At 69.4% G+C, this 15,689-nt stretch carries 13 protein-coding genes and 1 pseudogene; 4 read left to right on the forward strand and 10 right to left on the reverse strand.

What is annotated here, in order from left to right; genetic code table 11:
* Positions 1 to 30 precede the first annotated feature (30 nt).
* A complete protein-coding gene (locus C8E87_RS00530; protein WP_133871234.1) occupies positions 31 to 1,668 on the reverse strand; it encodes a methyl-accepting chemotaxis protein in 1,638 nt (545 codons plus the stop codon).
* A gap of 124 nt (positions 1,669 to 1,792) precedes the next feature.
* Here C8E87_RS00530 and C8E87_RS00535 point away from each other — a divergent pair, with 124 nt between their 5' ends.
* From C8E87_RS00535 to C8E87_RS00545, 3 genes are all read left to right on the forward strand, one after another.
* The gene (locus C8E87_RS00535; RefSeq protein WP_133871235.1) at positions 1,793 to 2,017 is read left to right on the forward strand and encodes a hypothetical protein; all 225 of its coding nucleotides are present in this window, start codon (positions 1,793 to 1,795) and stop codon (positions 2,015 to 2,017) included.
* A 99-nt stretch (positions 2,018 to 2,116) separates the two neighbouring features.
* Positions 2,117 to 2,707 (forward strand): TetR/AcrR family transcriptional regulator, encoded by a 591-nt coding sequence (locus C8E87_RS00540; RefSeq protein WP_133871236.1) that lies wholly within the window; start codon positions 2,117 to 2,119, stop codon positions 2,705 to 2,707.
* Positions 2,708 to 2,786: 79 nt separating this feature from the next.
* Positions 2,787 to 3,158, forward strand: coding sequence for a hypothetical protein (locus tag C8E87_RS00545; protein WP_133871237.1), 372 nt, complete (start codon positions 2,787 to 2,789; stop codon positions 3,156 to 3,158).
* Between the two features lie 35 nt (positions 3,159 to 3,193).
* Here C8E87_RS00545 and C8E87_RS00550 read toward each other — a convergent pair whose 3' ends face one another.
* The 9 genes and pseudogenes from C8E87_RS00550 to C8E87_RS00585 form a co-directional block, all read right to left on the reverse strand.
* Positions 3,194 to 3,664 carry a hemerythrin domain-containing protein gene (locus tag C8E87_RS00550; RefSeq protein WP_133871238.1) on the reverse strand — a complete coding sequence of 157 codons (471 nt, stop codon included), beginning with the start codon at positions 3,662 to 3,664 and terminating at the stop codon, positions 3,194 to 3,196.
* Positions 3,657 to 4,877, reverse strand: a complete 1,221-nt coding sequence (locus tag C8E87_RS00555; RefSeq protein WP_133871239.1) for an MFS transporter — start codon at positions 4,875 to 4,877, stop codon at positions 3,657 to 3,659. Before C8E87_RS00555 ends, C8E87_RS00550 begins: the two co-directional genes overlap by 8 nt.
* A gap of 102 nt (positions 4,878 to 4,979) precedes the next feature.
* Entirely contained in the window at positions 4,980 to 5,690 is a 711-nt protein-coding gene (gene narI, locus C8E87_RS00560; protein WP_133871240.1) for a respiratory nitrate reductase subunit gamma, read from the reverse strand.
* Complete coding sequence (narJ, locus tag C8E87_RS00565; RefSeq protein WP_133871241.1) at positions 5,690 to 6,316, reverse strand: nitrate reductase molybdenum cofactor assembly chaperone; 627 nt, start codon at positions 6,314 to 6,316, stop codon at positions 5,690 to 5,692. The genes narI and narJ overlap by 1 nt, the downstream gene beginning before the upstream one ends.
* Positions 6,313 to 7,992, reverse strand: coding sequence for a nitrate reductase subunit beta (gene narH, locus C8E87_RS00570; protein ID WP_133871242.1), 1,680 nt, complete (start codon positions 7,990 to 7,992; stop codon positions 6,313 to 6,315). The genes narJ and narH overlap by 4 nt, the downstream gene beginning before the upstream one ends.
* On the reverse strand, positions 7,992 to 11,651 hold the full coding sequence (locus tag C8E87_RS00575) for a nitrate reductase subunit alpha (RefSeq protein ID WP_203720971.1): 3,660 nt from the start codon (positions 11,649 to 11,651) through the stop codon (positions 7,992 to 7,994). The genes narH and C8E87_RS00575 overlap by 1 nt, the downstream gene beginning before the upstream one ends.
* Positions 11,652 to 11,891: 240 nt before the next feature.
* The gene (locus tag C8E87_RS43420) at positions 11,892 to 12,038 is read right to left on the reverse strand and encodes a hypothetical protein (protein ID WP_166661005.1); all 147 of its coding nucleotides are present in this window, start codon (positions 12,036 to 12,038) and stop codon (positions 11,892 to 11,894) included.
* 47 nt (positions 12,039 to 12,085) lie between these two features.
* Complete coding sequence (locus tag C8E87_RS00580; protein ID WP_133871244.1) at positions 12,086 to 13,096, reverse strand: zinc-dependent alcohol dehydrogenase; 1,011 nt, start codon at positions 13,094 to 13,096, stop codon at positions 12,086 to 12,088.
* A gap of 387 nt (positions 13,097 to 13,483) precedes the next feature.
* Positions 13,484 to 13,836: pseudogene (locus C8E87_RS00585) on the reverse strand (IS701 family transposase); the annotation flags it as partial.
* A 551-nt stretch (positions 13,837 to 14,387) separates the two neighbouring features.
* Here C8E87_RS00585 and C8E87_RS00590 point away from each other — a divergent pair.
* Positions 14,388 to 15,305, forward strand: coding sequence for a phosphotransferase enzyme family protein (locus C8E87_RS00590; RefSeq protein ID WP_133871246.1), 918 nt, complete (start codon positions 14,388 to 14,390; stop codon positions 15,303 to 15,305).
* Positions 15,306 to 15,689 lie beyond the last annotated feature (384 nt).

Below are 15,689 nucleotides of genomic sequence, written 5' to 3' on the forward strand. Positions count from 1 at the left end.
CGATTCGGGCAGCTACTGAGACATTCACCCTCAGATACGGAAGGTGGACACCAGGCTGCTGAGCTCGGTCGACATCCGGGCCAGCTCGGCAGTGGCCTGCTGGGTCTCGGCCACACCCTGGCTGGTCATCCGGGCTGCCTCGGCGACTCCCGTGATGTTCTGCGCGATCTCGCCGGACCCGGTCGCCGCCTCGGCGACACTGCGGTTCATCTCGGCGGTGGTCGCCGTCTGCTGCTCGACCGCCGAGGCGATGGTCGTCTGGAAGTCGCTGATCCGTTCGATGACGATCGAGATCTCCTCGATCGCCGCGACCGCGCCGCTGGTGTCGGCCTGAATGGCCTCGACCCGGCGGGAGATGTCCTCGGTGGCGCGGGCGGTCTCCTGGGCCAGGTCCTTGACCTCGGAGGCGACCACGGCGAAGCCCTTGCCCGCGTCCCCCGCCCGGGCGGCCTCGATGGTGGCGTTGAGAGCGAGCAGGTTGGTCTGCTCGGCAATCGAGGTGATGGTCTTGATGACGTTGCCGATCTCGGCCGACGACTCGCCCAGCTTGCCCATGGTGGCCGAGGTGGTGGCGGTGACGCTGACCGCCTCGGCGGCGACCCGGGCGGCCTCGGCCGCGTTCTGCGAGATCTCGCGGATCGACGCGCCCATTTCCTCGCCTCCGGCCGACACGCTGTCGACGCTGCGCGAAACCTGCTCGGCGGCGGACGACACGGCCATGGCCTGTACGGAGGTCTCCTCGGCCGACGCCGCGATGTTGGCGGCGGTGCCGGTCATCTGCTCGGTCGCGCCGGCCAGCGACGCCGCCGACCCCTCGATGGTCGCCACCGTGCGGCGCAACCGTTCCATGGCGGCGTCCAGCGAGCGGCCCATCCGCCCCGGCTCGTCGGCGGTCTGCAGGCCGGTCGTGCGGGTCAGGTCGCCGTCGGCGAGACCGTCACAGACGTAGGTGACCTTCGTCAGCGACTGCACGATCTTGCGAGCCGTCCAGAAGCCGAGCCCCAGAGCCACCGCCAGACCCACGATCAGGGTGATGATCGCGATCATCCGGCTCGACTCGAATCCCGACTTCGCCGCGGCCGCGTTCTTCGCCGCGCTGGCGGTCTCGGCCGCGTCCATCGTCGTGAGAAGCTCGCTGATCCGCGCGAGCAGGGGCAACACCTCGGCGTCACGGATCCGGGACCACTCGGCCAGCGCGTTGCGCTCGCCGGCGGGCAGGAGCTTTCCGGTCGCCACCTCGGCGTAGGAGTCCCAGGTGGTCTGCAGTTCGTCGATCACGCCACGGTCCGATGCGGGACCGCTGGCCCGGTAGTCGGCCATGGCGGTCTTGAACAGCTCGAGGTCGTTGTTGAAGGACTCGCCGAACTGCCGGGTCTTGGCAGCGTCGACCGACAACGCCTGGTTGGCCGTGTCCACCCGGGCCTGCGCCACGACCCACTTCAACTGGCCGACGGCCTTGATCGAAGCCACGTTGCTCGTGTAGATCAGCTGAGCGGAGTTGCTGGCGTTGCCCAGCGACACCAGTCCCACGATGCCCACGATCAGAGCCACCAGCGCCGCCGCTGCCACCGCGGTCAGCACCTTGACGTTGACACTGAGATCGCCGAACGTGGTGCGACCTTTCGCGGCCTCCACGCCGGGTTGGGCGGTGATCGTCGACGCGCTCATCAAAGTCCTCTTCTGGATGCATTTGGAGAGTTCAAGTCCGTTCGTCGTCTCACTATGCGTTCGGATGCGCCGGGCCGGGTTCGGTTCGCCGAATTTCCGGGCCGCGATGACCTACATTGAGGCGATGACCCCGCACGAGGCCTCGGCGCTCATGCAGGCACGCGCCTCGGCTTCGGAGGCGTTCGGTTCGCTGCAGGTCCTGCTGCTGCGCGACCTGGTGACGCGGCTCAAGGGCCAGGGCCAGCCGGCCGAGCGGACCCTGCCGCTGGAGGCCTGCACCGACCAGCTCGAGGCCGCCGTCCGCACGCTGCGGGCCCGCCGGCCCTCCCCCTCCTCACCCGGCCGGTAGGACTGAGGGCCAGTTACCACCGGTCCAGCGGCCCTTGTCCGCCGCCCCAGCCGCTTGACGATTCCGAGACGACCGGTCATATTAGTTGCGGAGGTCATCATGGCTCGCAGAATCAGCGCCGCTTCCGCCGACACCAAACGGCGCCTGGCGGACGCGGCGCTCGATCAGTTCCACCTCAAGGGCTACGTCGGCACCAGCGTGCAAGATCTGGTGGCCGCGGCCGGCGCCCCCAAGGGCACGTTCTACAACCACTTCGCCAGCAAGGAAGACCTCGCCGTGCAGACCGTGCGGCGTTACAGCGACACGTTCCGCGTCGGCACGCTGACCGATCCCGCCGCCGGCCCGGCAGTGGAACGGCTGCGCCGGCACTTCGAGGCACTGGTCGCCACGGGCCTCAGCAAGGCCGCGCAACGCGGTTGCATGATCGCGAACCTGGCCGGCGAGGTGCCCGCACACAGCCCGGCCGTCGCGGCCGCCGTGGCCGAGCATCTGGAGAAGTGGACCGCGGCGCTCACCAGCGCGCTCGACGAGGCCAAGCAGGCCGGCGACCTGAAGACCGACCTGCCCTCGCCGGATCTCGCCGAGTTCATAGTGAACGCCTGGCAGGGAGGCGCCGTGCACGCGAAAGCGACCGGCTCCCTCAAGCCGGTCCACAGCTTCGAGCGCATGGTCGCCCTCCTGGTCCGATAACGCCCCGAGCCGCCGGCCCTCGCCCACCCTGCGGACCCCGTGGGACAGGCTGCACGCCGCTTACTTCAGCGGGTACGCCATGTGGAACTACCTGACCGAGCCGTTCCTCTTCACGAGCCCCGGCTTCGAGTTCACCGAGCTCGGCCCGTGGCACGAGGACGGCGAAACCTGGCGCCGCCTCCAGGTCACCTTCCCCGAGTCGATCCACACGCATTCCCGTGTGCAGACCTTCTACGTCGACGCCGACGGGCTGATCCGCCGACACGACTACTTCGCCGAAGTGGTGGGCCCGGCAGATCTGCCGTCCGCGCACTACAGCTCGGACCACCGCCACTTCGACGGTTTCGTCTTCCCCACCAAGCGCCGCGTGCACCGCATCGACGCCGCCGGCCACAAACAGCCCGACCCGATCATGGTCGCCATCGACATCGACCACATCGCCCTCGGATAGACCGGCGTTCTCTCCGGGGCGGCACACGCTTCCGGTCAGGCCGTCGATTGGGGAAGGCCGCTGCCGACGCGGGAGCGAACGGCGTCGACGGTGTCCCAGTCGGCGCCGGTGAGGGTGGTGAGCGCGGCCGGGAAGACGCCGTCCTGTTCCTTGAGGATGTGGACGCGCAGTTCCTGCAGGGCGTCCATCAGCGCGGCCGGCCACGCGGGGTCGGTGGGCGTCGTGGTGGCGGCGCCGAGCACGGCTTCGATGTGCCGGTGCTCGGACCGCAACTGAGCCACCTGCGCGGGGAAGTCGCCGGCCATCAGGGGGAAGAGTCCTTCCTCCTCGACGGCCGTGTGGGGGGCCAGAATCCCGGCCATCCTGCGGGCGGTGGCTGCCATCGTGCCGACGTCGCCGGCCGCGTAGGCGTTGCGTACGGTAGCCATGAGGCCGACGATCTCGTCGTGTTCGCGGGTGAGCTCGCCGATCGCTTCTATCTCCTGGCAGCCGCAGTACTCACACATGAGCGGCCCTCCCGCCGCGGGCGACGGACATGAGGTCGAGCAGCAGGGCCGCGGCGGCGACCAGGGCGAGCAGGATCAGGCCCAGGGCGTACGAGTCGAACTGGCCGTAGATGCCGCCCATCACCAGCGGCGGGACGAAACCGCCGAGGCCGCCCGCGGCGCCGACCACGCCGGTGACCGAGCCGACCTGGTTGGCGGGCGCCGACTGGGCGACGAAGGCGAAGGTGGCGCCGCTGCCGGCTCCGAGGGCGGCGGCCATGGCCAGGAAGGCCACCGTGCCGATCGGGGCGAGGCCAGGGGTGAAGGACTGCACCACGGCGCAGGCGATGACGACGCCCAGGCTGATCGCGAGGATGCGGCTGGGGGCGATCCTGTCGGAGAGCCAGCCGCCGACCGGGCGCATGATGACCGCCAGCACGACGAAGCCGGCCATCCGGTTGGCGGCGTCGGCCTGGGTCAGCCCGTACGCGGTCTTGAGGTAGGCGGGCAGATAGACCGAGAAGGCGACGTACCCGCCGAACGCGACGGCGTACAACGCCGAGGCCTGCCAGGTGACTTTCAGACGAACGGTGGCGGCCAGGCGGGACGCCAGCGGCGCGGTCGGCACGGACCGGTTCGGGGCGTCCCGCAGCACCAGCCACGACACCACGGCGTAGACCGCGAGCACCCCGGCCGTGAGCAGGAACGGGGTGGCGGTGGTGCCCGCGTCCACGAGCCGGACGGTGGTGAGGGCGCTGATCGCCGTGCCGCCCATGCCGGCGCCGAACACGCCGACGGCGAAACCGCGGCGGTGCGGCGGGAACCAGGCGTTGACGAAGGGCACGCCGACGGCGAACGCGGTGCCGCCGATGCCGAGGAAGAACCCGCCGATCAGCAGGGCCGCCAGCGATTCCTGCCCGAGCAGGCCCAGGTAGAGCACCGGGATGATGGTGACCAGCGAGATCAGCGGGAACATGATGCGGCCGCCGAACCGGTCGGTGAGCGCCCCGACCGGGATCCGCCCGACCGAGCCGACGACGACGGGCACCGCCACCACCAGCGCCTGCTGGAAGGAGCTGAGGTCGAGGGCGCTCTGGAACCGGACGGCGAGCGGGCTCAGCAGCGCCCACGCCCAGAAGTTGACGGCGAAACCGACGGTGGCAAGGGCCAGCATCAAGCCCGGCCGGCCGGGTGTGTCGGATTGTCCCGCGCTACGGGCCGGGGCAGTGCTCATGATGACTCCGCTGTTTCTCCGGTGAGAAGGTCGTGTTTCAGCCTGCTGGACCCAAGTCACCCGCACCAGGGACCTTGTACCTGTCTCCGCAGGTCAGAGGGGTCAGCCGACCCGTTCCCAGCCGCGCTTGGCCGGGCGCTCGTCGCGGCTGCGATAGACGATGTACGGGCGGGTGAGGTAGCCCAGCGGCGCCGAGAAGACGTGCACGAGCCGGCTGAACGGCCAGAACGCGAACAGCACGAAGGCGGCGAGCGCGTGCAGCCGGAAGCCGATCGGCGCGGCGGCGATCAGGTCGGTGTCGGGCTGGAAGTAGAAGATCGAACGGAACCAGGGCGAGACGGTCTGCCGGTAGTCGTGCGGGTGCTCGGTGAGGTTGCCCAGCACGGTCGTGCCCAGCCCCAGCACGATGGTGCCGATCAGCAGCACGTACATGATCTTGTCGTTGACCGTGGTGGCGGAGAAGACCGGGCCCACCGTACGGCGTCGATAGATGAGGATGGCCGCGCCGCCGAGGGTGCAGATGCCGGCGAGGGTGCCCAGTCCGACCGCGACGACGTGGTACGCCGTCTCGCTGATCCCGGCCGCCTCGGTCCAGGAATCGGGGATGAGCAGGCCGCCGACGTGCCCGACGGCGACGAGCAGGATGCCGAAGTGGAACAGGGGGCTGCCGATGCGCAGCAGCCGCCGCTCGTAGAGCTGGGAGGAGCGGGTGGTCCAGCCGAACTTGTCGTAGCGGTAGCGCCACACATGCCCGCCGACGAAGATCGCGAGGGCGACGTACGGGACGACGACGAACAGAAGCGTGTTGGTCATCACCGTGCTCCTTCGGTCTGCGGCATGTATTCCGGCGGGGCGAACGGGGCCAGCCCGACCTGTTCCGCCGGTGGCCCCTCGGCCGCGAGCTTCGCGACGGCCTGCCGCTGATCGCCGATCAGCGGCGGCAGGGTCGCGGACACCGATTCCAGGACGTCCGCCCACGGCGAACGGGCGTCGCGCAGGGCGAGCCGGAGCAGTTCCAGCCCGGCGCGGTGCTCGAGGAGCAGGGTGCGGCCCTGGCCGGGCTGGGCGGCGGCGAACTCGAGGACGACCGCGAGGTGGTCGGGGAGCTCGTCGTCGACCAGGTGCAGCCCGGCCGCGGCGTACGTCTGTTTGAGCTGCAGCAGGGCCATCCCGCGTTTGCGGGTGTCGCCGTGGGCGTAGTAGGTCAGGAACAGGCAGCAGCGTTTGCGGTGGTCGAAGGTGGCGACGTAGTCGGCGGCCAGCTGCGCGGGCGGGGTCGCACGCAGGTGGCCGACGAAACGGGCCAGCGGCGCGTCGCCGAGGCTCGTAGCCGCTTGCGTCAGCAGGTCGAGGCGGCCCAGCAGGTGCTCGTCGGGGTAACCGAGCAGCAGTGACTGGGTCTGCCAGGCGCGGGAGAGCCGAGCGTGGCCGGCTGTCATGACTTCGGCTCCGCCGGCGAAGAACCGTCGGGCCGGGGCGGGAACAACCCGGCGGGCCGGCCCTTGCCGTCCCAGTTGAGCAGGTTCACCCGCAGCTCCTTGTCCCCCGGGTCGACAAGGGTGTCGCTGGTCTGCCGCTCCACGAGCATGTGGAAGTTCTCGACGGCGATCGGCGTGACGCCGCCGGAGGACTCGCCGAACGGCCCGGAGCCGCCCATACCCGGCCCGCCCTCGTAGTCGAGGCTGCACTCGGTGGCGAGCTCCTCGAGGCTGTGCGCCTGTTCGGCGTGCGCGGGCGGGATCACGTAGCGCTCGTCGTACTTGGCCAGGGCGAGCAGCCGGTACATGTCGTACACCTGCTCGCCGGTCATGCCGACGGCCGCCGGGATCGATTCGTCGGCGTCGCGGCCCAGGTTGAGGTCGCGCATGTACGAGCGCATGGCCGCGAGCTTGCGCAGCACCGCGTCGACCGGCGCCGGGTCGCCGGCGGTGAACAGCTGGGCGAGGTAGTCGACCGGGATGCGCAGCGCGTCGATGGCGGCGAACAGGTTCCCGCGGTCCTCCGCGTCGTAGCCGGTGTCCCGGACGACGTCGACGACCGGCGACAGCGGCGGGATGTACCAGACCATCGGCATGGTGCGGTATTCCGGGTGCAGCGGCAGCGCCACCTTGAACGTGTTGATCAGGGCGTGGACCGGTGAGCGTTGCGCCGCCTCGATCCAGTCCCGGGGGATTCCGGCCCGTTCCGCCGCGGCGACGACCGCCGGGTCCCTGGGGTCGAGGAACACCCGGCGCTGGGCCTCGTACAGGTCGTGCTCGTCGGTGGTCGCGGCCGCCTCGAGCACGGCATCGGCGTCGTACAGCATCAGGCCGATGTAACGCAGCCGGCCGACGCATGTCTCGGAGCAGACGGTCGGGATGCCGACCTCGATGCGGGGGAAGCAGAACGTGCACTTCTCGGCCTTGCCGGTGCGGTGGTTGAAGTACACCTTCTTGTACGGGCAGCCCGACACGCACATCCGCCACCCGCGGCACCTGTCCTGGTCGACCAGCACGATGCCGTCCTCGGAACGCTTGTAGATCGCGCCGGACGGGCACGAGGCGGCGCACGACGGGTTCAGGCAGTGTTCGCAGATGCGCGGCAGGTAGAACATGAACGTCTGCTCGAACTCGAACTTCACCTTGTCGGCGATGCCCTTGAGCAGCACGTCCTTGTCGCCGTGGTCGGGCGAGCCGCCGAGGTTGTCGTCCCAGTTGGCCGACCACGAGACCTTCATGTCCTCGCCGGAGAGCAGCGACTTGGGCCGGGCGACCGGGGTGTGCTCCTGCAGCGGCGCGTTGGTCAGCGTCTCGTAGTCGTACGTCCAGGGCTCGTAGTAGTCCTGGATCGACGGCAGCTTCGGGTTGGAGAAGATGCTGAACAGCTTCTTGATCCGGCCGCCGCCCTTGAGCGTCAGGCGGCCCCGGCGGTTGAGCGTCCACCCGCCCTTCCAGGTCTCCTGATCCTCGTACCGGCGGGGATAGCCCTGCCCGGGGCGGGTCTCGACGTTGTTGAACCACACGTACTCGACGCCGCTGCGGTTGGTCCAGGCCTGTTTGCAGGTGACCGAGCAGGTGTGGCACCCGATGCACTTGTCGAGGTTCATCACCATCGCCATCTGGGCCATCACACGCATCAGTACTCGACCTCCTGGTTGCGGCGGCGGATGACGGTGACCTCGTCGCGCTGGTTGCCGGTCGGGCCGAGGTAGTTGAACGCGAAGCTGAGCTGCGCGTACCCGCCGATCAGGTGCGAGGGTTTGATGAGCAGGCGGGTCAGCGAGTTGTGGATGCCGCCACGCCGGCCGTTGGTCTCGGTGCGCGGCACGTCGATGAGCCTGTCCTGCGCGTGGTGCATGTAGACGGTGCCCTCGGGCATGCGGTGCGAGACGATCGCGCGGGCCACCACGACGCCGTTGCGGTTGACCGCCTCGATCCAGTCGTTGTCCCGTACGCCGATCTTGGCCGCGTCCTCCTGCGACATCCAGATGTTCTGACCGCCGCGCGACAGCGAGAGCATGAACAGGTTGTCCTGGTACTCGGAGTGGATGGACCATTTGTTGTGCGGGGTCAGGTAGCGCACGGTGATGCCGAGTTCGCCCTTCTCGCCCACGTGTGGCTCGCCGAACAGGGCGTGCATGTTCAGCGGCGGACGGTAGACCGGCAGCCACTCCCCCAGCTCGGCGATCCAGTCGTGGTCGAGGTAGAAGCTCTGCCGGCCCGACAGCGTGTGCCAGGGTTTGAGCCGTTCGACGTTGATGACGAACGGGGAGTAGCGGCGGCCGCCGGCCTCCGAGCCCGACCATTCCGGTGACGTGATGACCGGCGTCGGGCGGGACTGGGTGTCGGCGAACGTGATCTGTTTGCCCTCGTGCTCGGCGGCGAGGTCGGCCAGCTCCACCCCCGTACGTTTCTCAAGGGTCTTGAAGCCCTGGGTGGCGAGGTGGCCGTTGGTGGTGCCCGACAGCGCGAGAATCGCCTCGCACGCCTGCACGTCCCGGGCGATCGCGGGCCGCCCGTTGGCCGCCACCCCGTTCTTGCGCCGCAGATATTCGAGCTCGCGGCCCACGTCGAAGGTGATCCCCTTGGTGGCGGCGCCGAGCGAGTCCAGCAGCGGCCCCAGCGAGGCCATCTTGTCGGCGATCGCGGCGTAGTCCCGTTCCACCGTCACGAACTTCGGCATCGTGCGGCCCGGAATCGGCTCGCACTCGCCGTTCTTCCAGTCCAGGACCTTCCCGTACGGGTTGGCCAGCTCGTCGGGGGTGTCGTGCAGCAGCGGGGCGGCGACGACATCCGTCCGGGTGCCCAAATGCGTGGCGGCCAGCTTGCTGAACGCCTGAGCGATGACCATGAAGGCGTCCCAGTCGGTGCGGGTCTGCCACGGCGGGGCGATCGCCGGGTTGAACGAGTGCACGAACGGGTGCATGTCGGTGGTGTTCAGGTCGTGCTTCTCGTACCAGGTCGCGGCGGGCAGCACGATGTCGGAGTAGACGGTCGTCGAGGTCATCCGGAAGTCGAGCGTGAGCAACAGGTCGAGCTTGCCGGTGGGCGCCTCGTCGTGCCACACCACGTCGCGGGGGCGCGCGTCCGGCGGGGCCTCGGTGGCCCGTACGGCATGGTCGGCGCCCAGAAGGTGCCGCAGGAAGTACTCGTTGCCCTTGGCCGAGGACCCCAGCAGGTTGGCCCGCCAGATCGTCAGCACGCGGGGGAAGTTCTCGGGCGCGTCCGGGTCCTCGCAGGCGAACCGCAGATCACCCGACCGCAGCCGGCGCACCACGTGCTCGGCGACCGGCTCACCGGCGGCCTTGGCATCGTCGGCGACGTCGAGCGGGCTGCGGTTGAAATGCGGCACCGACGGCATCCAGCCCATCCGCGCGGACGCCGCGATCAGGTCGGCGGTGGACCGGCCCGCGAACGAGCCGCCGCCGTCCGCCGCGGTCAGCGTGGCTGCGGAGAACGGGTCGTACCGGTACTGGTCGGTGTGCAGATACCAGTACGCGGTCTGGATCATCTGGCGTCCCGGCCGGCTCCAGTCCGACGCGGTGCCGAGCACGGAGTAACCGGTGATCGGGCGGACCTTCTCCTGCCCGACGTAGTGCGCCCAGCCGCCGCCGTTGACGCCCTGGCAGCCGGTCAGCGTGGTCAGGGTCAGGAACGAGCGGTAGATGGTGTCGGAGTGGAACCAGTGGTTGGTGCCCGCCCCCATGATGATCATCGAACGGCCGCGGGACTCCTCGGCGTTGGCGGCGAACTCCCGCGCGATCCGGGCGGCCTGCGGGCCGGGCACGCCGGTGACCGTCTCCTGCCAGGCCGGCGTGTAGGGCTGGCCGGCGTCGTCGTACCCGCTCGGCCAGTCGCCCGGCAGCCCGTCACGCGCCACGCCGTACTGGGCCAGCAGCAGGTCGTAGACCGTGGTCACCAGGTGGCTGCCGATACGCCGGACCGGGACACCGCGGCGCATCGGCCGGGCCTCGCCCGAGGCGCTGTCGAAGCGGGGCAGCGTCACCGCGACCGCGGGTTCCTTGCCACCGGCGGCCGACAGCAGCGGACGCGTGTCGCCCAGGTCGAGGTTCCACTTGCCCACCCCGGCGTCGCCGTACCGGAAACCGAGCGAGCCGTTGGGCACCACCGGCATGCCGTCGGCGTCGAGCAGCACGGTCTTGAAGGCGGCGTTCTCGGTGTCCGCGAGCGCGCCGGGCAGCTGCGCGGCCGTCAGCATCTTGCCCGGCCGGTACGCGCCGTCGGCCGCCTCGTCGAGGGTGACCAGGAACGGCAGGTCGGTGTACCGGCTGACGTAGTCGGTGAAGTACGGCGCCGGCCGGTCGACGAAGAACTCCTTGAGCACCACATGGCCCATCGCCATGGCCAGGGCGCCGTCGGTGCCGGGGGCGGGCGCGACCCACTCGTCGGCGAACTTGACGTTGTCGGCGTAGTCGGGCGCCACCGCGATCACCTTCTGGCCGCGATAGCGCGCCTCGGCCATCCAGTGCGCGTCCGGGGTGCGGGTCACCGGCAGGTTCGAGCCCCACATGATGAGGTAGCCGGCGTCCCACCAGTCGCCCGACTCGGGCACGTCGGTCTGGTCGCCGAACATCTGCGGCGAGGCCACCGGCAGGTCGGCGTACCAGTCGTAGAACGACAGCATGGCGCCGCCGACGAGGTTGTAGAACCGGGCGCCTGCCGCGTGCGACACCATGGACATGGCCGGGATCGGGGAGAACCCGGCGAGCCGGTCCGGCCCGTACGCCTTGATCGTGTGCACGTGGGCGGCGGCGATCATCTCGGTCGCCTCGTCCCAGGTGGCCCGGACCAGGCCGCCCTTGCCGCGTACGGACTTGTAGCGGCGCGCCTTCTCGGGGTCGCCGGTGATCTCGGCCCACGCCGCGACGGGGTCGCCCAGGCGCTTGCGGGCCTCGCGGTACATCTCGAGCAGCACGCCGCGCACGTACGGGTACCGCACGCGGGTCGGCGAGTACGTGTACCAGGAGAACGCCGCTCCGCGGGGGCAGCCGCGCGGCTCGTACTCCGGGCTGTCCGGCCCGACACTCGGATAGTCGGTCTGCTGCGCCTCCCAGGTGATGATGCCGTCCTTGACGTACACCTTCCACGAACAGGAGCCGGTGCAGTTCACCCCGTGCGTCGAGCGGACGACCTTGTCGTGCGACCACCTGTCCCGGTAGAACGTGTCGGCCTGGCGCCCGCCGATCTGGAACAGCGTCCGATGATCCGCCGACACCTCACCGCGCGTGAAGAACCGGCGCGTGCCCACCAGCGCCTCGGTCAGGGGATCATCCATGGCCGCGCCCGCGGGACGCGTTTCCGGACGGCTCGACATTCGCGAAGTCCTTTCCGGCGCCCGTGAGCGCGGTCGACTTTCCGCCTGCTGAAGGTCACGTTACGTCCAAGAAGCGGTCACAGGGGGGCCAACCGGTGGAGATGTCGAAGGAGTGGAGCGAGCCGGCGACCATCAAGGTCCGCCGTGGAAGGGTCGCCGGAGAGCAGCTGGTCGTAGTCGGGGGTGAACTGCGGGCGGCTTTCACGTCGGCGGGGTAGGCGTGGTCAGGAGCTCCGGCCGGCCCGCGTACGGCTCGATGTTGTCGTGGACGAACCCGCCGACATCGATCGTGGTGCGCCGGCCGTCGCCGCGGAACCCGTGCCAGGCGTTCTGGGGTGTGGTGGCCATAGGCCCCAGCCTCGCCCACGCGGGCCCCGCGGACAGGGCCAGAGGTCCTAGGGCAACAGGACAACCCGGGCCGGGACGCGGCCGGCCAGGACGTCCTCGACGGCGTCGTTGATCTCGGCCAGCGGGCGCGTCTCGAGGAACACCCGGGTACGCCCGGCGGCGTGCAGCCGGAACACCTCGGCCAGGTCGGCCCGGGTCCCCACGATCGAGCCGATCACCTGGATGCCCTTGAGGACGGTCTGGAAGATCGGCAGCGACATCGCGTTGTCCTTGGGCAGCGACACCAGGATCAGCCGCCCGCCGCGGCGCAGCGACGCGTGCGCCTGCTCGAGCACCTTCGGGTCGGCGGCAAGCACGACAGCGACATCGGCGCCGCCCAGTGCCTCGATCGCGGCGACCGGGTCGGTGGTGGCGGCGTTGACGACGTGGGCCGCGCCGAGCTGCTTGGCCAGGGCCAGCTTCTCCTCGGTGACGTCGACCGCGATGGTCTCGCCGCCGAAGATCTGCGCGTACTGCTGGGCCAGGTGCCCGAGCCCGCCGATCCCGAAGATCGCGACCCGGTCTCCGGGGGTGACGCCGCCGACCTTGACCGCCTTGTACGTGGTGACCCCGGCGCAGGTCAGCGGGGCGGCCTCGACCGGTTCGATGCCGGCCGGCACAGCCACTGCGAAGCGGGCGTCGGCGATCAGGTATTCGGCGTGCCCACCGTCGAGGGCGTAGCCGGTGTTGAGCTGGGCCTCGCACAGCGTTTCCCAGCCGGTGAGGCAGTACTCGCACGAGCCGCAGGCGTACCCGAGCCACGGAACCGCGACCCGATCGCCGACGGCGTGCCCGGTGACGCCCGGACCGGCCTTCTCGACGATGCCGACACCCTCGTGACCGGGCACGAACGGCGGGGTGGGCTTGACCGGCCAGTCGCCGCGGGCGGCGTGGATGTCGGTGTGGCACAGGCCACTGGCCTCGATCCGGACCCGGACCTGCCCGGCGCCCGGCTCGGGAACCGGCACGTCCTTGACCTCCATCGGCTGGTCGAAACTGGTGACCACAGCTGCACGCATGACGTCCTCCTTTTGATCTCTGCCCCTTGAGCGTGGTCGGCAACGAAGCCCTGCCAGTAGGGCCGGAAGACCTGAACACCGCAGGAAGGGCGGACAGGGCAGCCCAGCCCCGATCCCCGCGCCGCACCGGCGTCACCGTGCTGGTCACGGCCTTCTGCTGACGGGTGGTGGCCCGCCCCGCTTCGAGGCGGACGATCGCCACGCGAAACGGCGGGTTGGTCTCGCGACGCCGGATCTGCCGCAGACGCCGTCGGTTGTGCCTCGCAGTTGCGAACGCTGTGGCGAGGGGACTCGTCAAGCCGCTCATGACCGATCGGCGGGAAACGGGACAGAAACGCGTTATCACCGGTGTGCCCCGAAATGGGCTAGTACGGCAGCCGCCATTTGCTAGTTGGCCAGGGAATACTCTCGGTTGAGTCGGGTGCGTTGGTGGAACCAGCGTGCTCGGGCCTGGTGGCGGCGTCGCCAGTTGCGCCAGTGGGTGTCGTGGTCGGCGGGTTTCGGCCGGTGCCAGGTGTGGCGAGTAGACGTGCGGTCTCGGGGATGGTCAGCGGGATCATGCCGGGCTCGGCCGGTGGCCGCTGATCGGGTGTGTTCGGTGCCGGGGCTTGGGTGTCGGTGCGGGTCTTGAGGCTGGCGGCGACGATCGCGCAGATGGCCAGGGCGGTCATGACCAGCACGGTGTGCCGGGTGATCGCGGTGTGTAGCCGGGCTTGGCATTGGTCGAGGCCGAAGGAGTTCGTGTCCGTAAAGCTGTTGTTCGCCATGTTCGATCATGAAAGCCGAGATGATCAGCGGCCGATCGTCCGGGATGATCAGCAGACGGTCCCAGACCATCGGCGGACGTCCCGGACGTCCCGGAGATCGTCCGGCAGCGCGGAGGGGACGATGCGGCGCCGTCCGCGACCGGTCGGGCCGACCGGCCCGCCGACCCGACAGCGAGCCGCGCCGCCCGCACCCGCGCCGGGCGGCACCGGGGCGCCCGGCCGTCCCGGTGGCACCTGTCGATGCGCGCACCGTGGCGCACCTGATCCCGGCGGCGCGGGCGGCCCGCGCCACTCTCGCCGAGACCAGCCTGTCGCTGAACCAGATGCCCGACCAACGCGGCGGTGTCCCACAACTGCGGACCGGACTCAGAACGACCCTGCATCCACCTATTATCGATCAAACCCGATTAAAGCGGGAGAACGGCACGCCGGATTGTTCAGTGGTCTCCTAGCGGCCACTCGGGCTCATCCTGCCAACGAGGAGGCCGCCGACCTGGTACGTCGCATTGTTACCCTTCGAGGGGATGACGAGCGAGGCAACATCGCCCCAGGGGCGAATTACGGACAGGCGGCTGCGCACCGTGCTTGATGGCGTGCGGAAGGTTGCTCATGTCGACGTACGTGACGCGCAGTTGCTGAAGTTCACCAATAACGCCGTATTCTCCCTCCCCCACGCAGGCGTCGTCGTACGCATCGCAGGTTCAGCAACCATGAGCGCGCGGGTCGGGAAAGTCATTCAGGTCGCACGGTGGCTACAGCGCGGCGGCGTACCCGCGGTACGGCTTCTCGATCAAGAACAACCTCTGATCGTCGACGGTCTCCACGTGACGTTGTGGGACGAGGTTCCAGAGACCGGCGTAACTCCAACGGGCTCCGACCTCGCAGTGATCCTTCAGCGTTGGCATCAGCTCGACCCGCCAGAGGACAACCTGCCTGGCTGGGCTCCGATGGCTGAGATCCGCAGCCGCCTGGCCGAGCCGGATGGGGTAAGCGACGACGACCTGGCATACCTGCGGGACGAGTGCGATCGGATCGAAGATCAGCTTCCTGGCCTCCCATACGAGCTACCCCACGGTCCGATTCACGGCGATGCCTTCATGGGCAACGTGATCGGCGGTGAAGCCGGACCGGTGATCTGCGACTTCGACTCAAGCTGCGACGGACCGCGAGAGTGGGACCTCGTGCCGCTCGCCGTCGGCAAGCTGCGCTTCAACTACCCGGTCGACGACTACGGCGCCTTGGCCCGCCAGTATGGATTTGACGTACTCCGATGGCCAGGCTTTCCAATCCTGCGTCGACTACGAGAGCTTAAGCTCGTCACCAGTTTGGTCCCGGTACTTGGGAGCCGTCCGGTACTGCGCCCGCAGTGGCAGACACGAATGGACAGCTACCGCGGCGGAGACCAGACGACCCGCTGGTCCACCTACGTGCGAGCCGCCTGAACGAGTAGCAAAGCTTCGCTGGCGGTACAGGTTTTGGGCAGGCCAGTCGTGACTCGCTCGCCCCGCCGGCGCCGAGGCAGCCGTCCGGGCTGGCGCAGCCCAACGCCCAACCACCAACCTGCGGCCTGCCGGTAACGCTGTCGTGCGCCGCAAGCCACAGGTCATTCGCTGACCATGTCCTGCCAATCAGCGACGCAAGGTCGTCAGCGGCCACCTGCGGCCTGCTTGCAGGACGAGCCCAGGCCCTCTCACTCGAAGGAAGGCACCAAGAAGCAATTGTTACAGTGCAGCAATTGGGGGATGTCGTCGAACGTCTTCCTGGCTCTGTTCTTGACGACGTCAAGTCACTCTGGGGTTGGCCAGAGCATCGACTACGCCACACCG

Origin of the sequence: Paractinoplanes brasiliensis (genome assembly GCF_004362215.1) — a bacterium.
GTDB classification, from domain to species: domain Bacteria; phylum Actinomycetota; class Actinomycetes; order Mycobacteriales; family Micromonosporaceae; genus Actinoplanes; species Actinoplanes brasiliensis.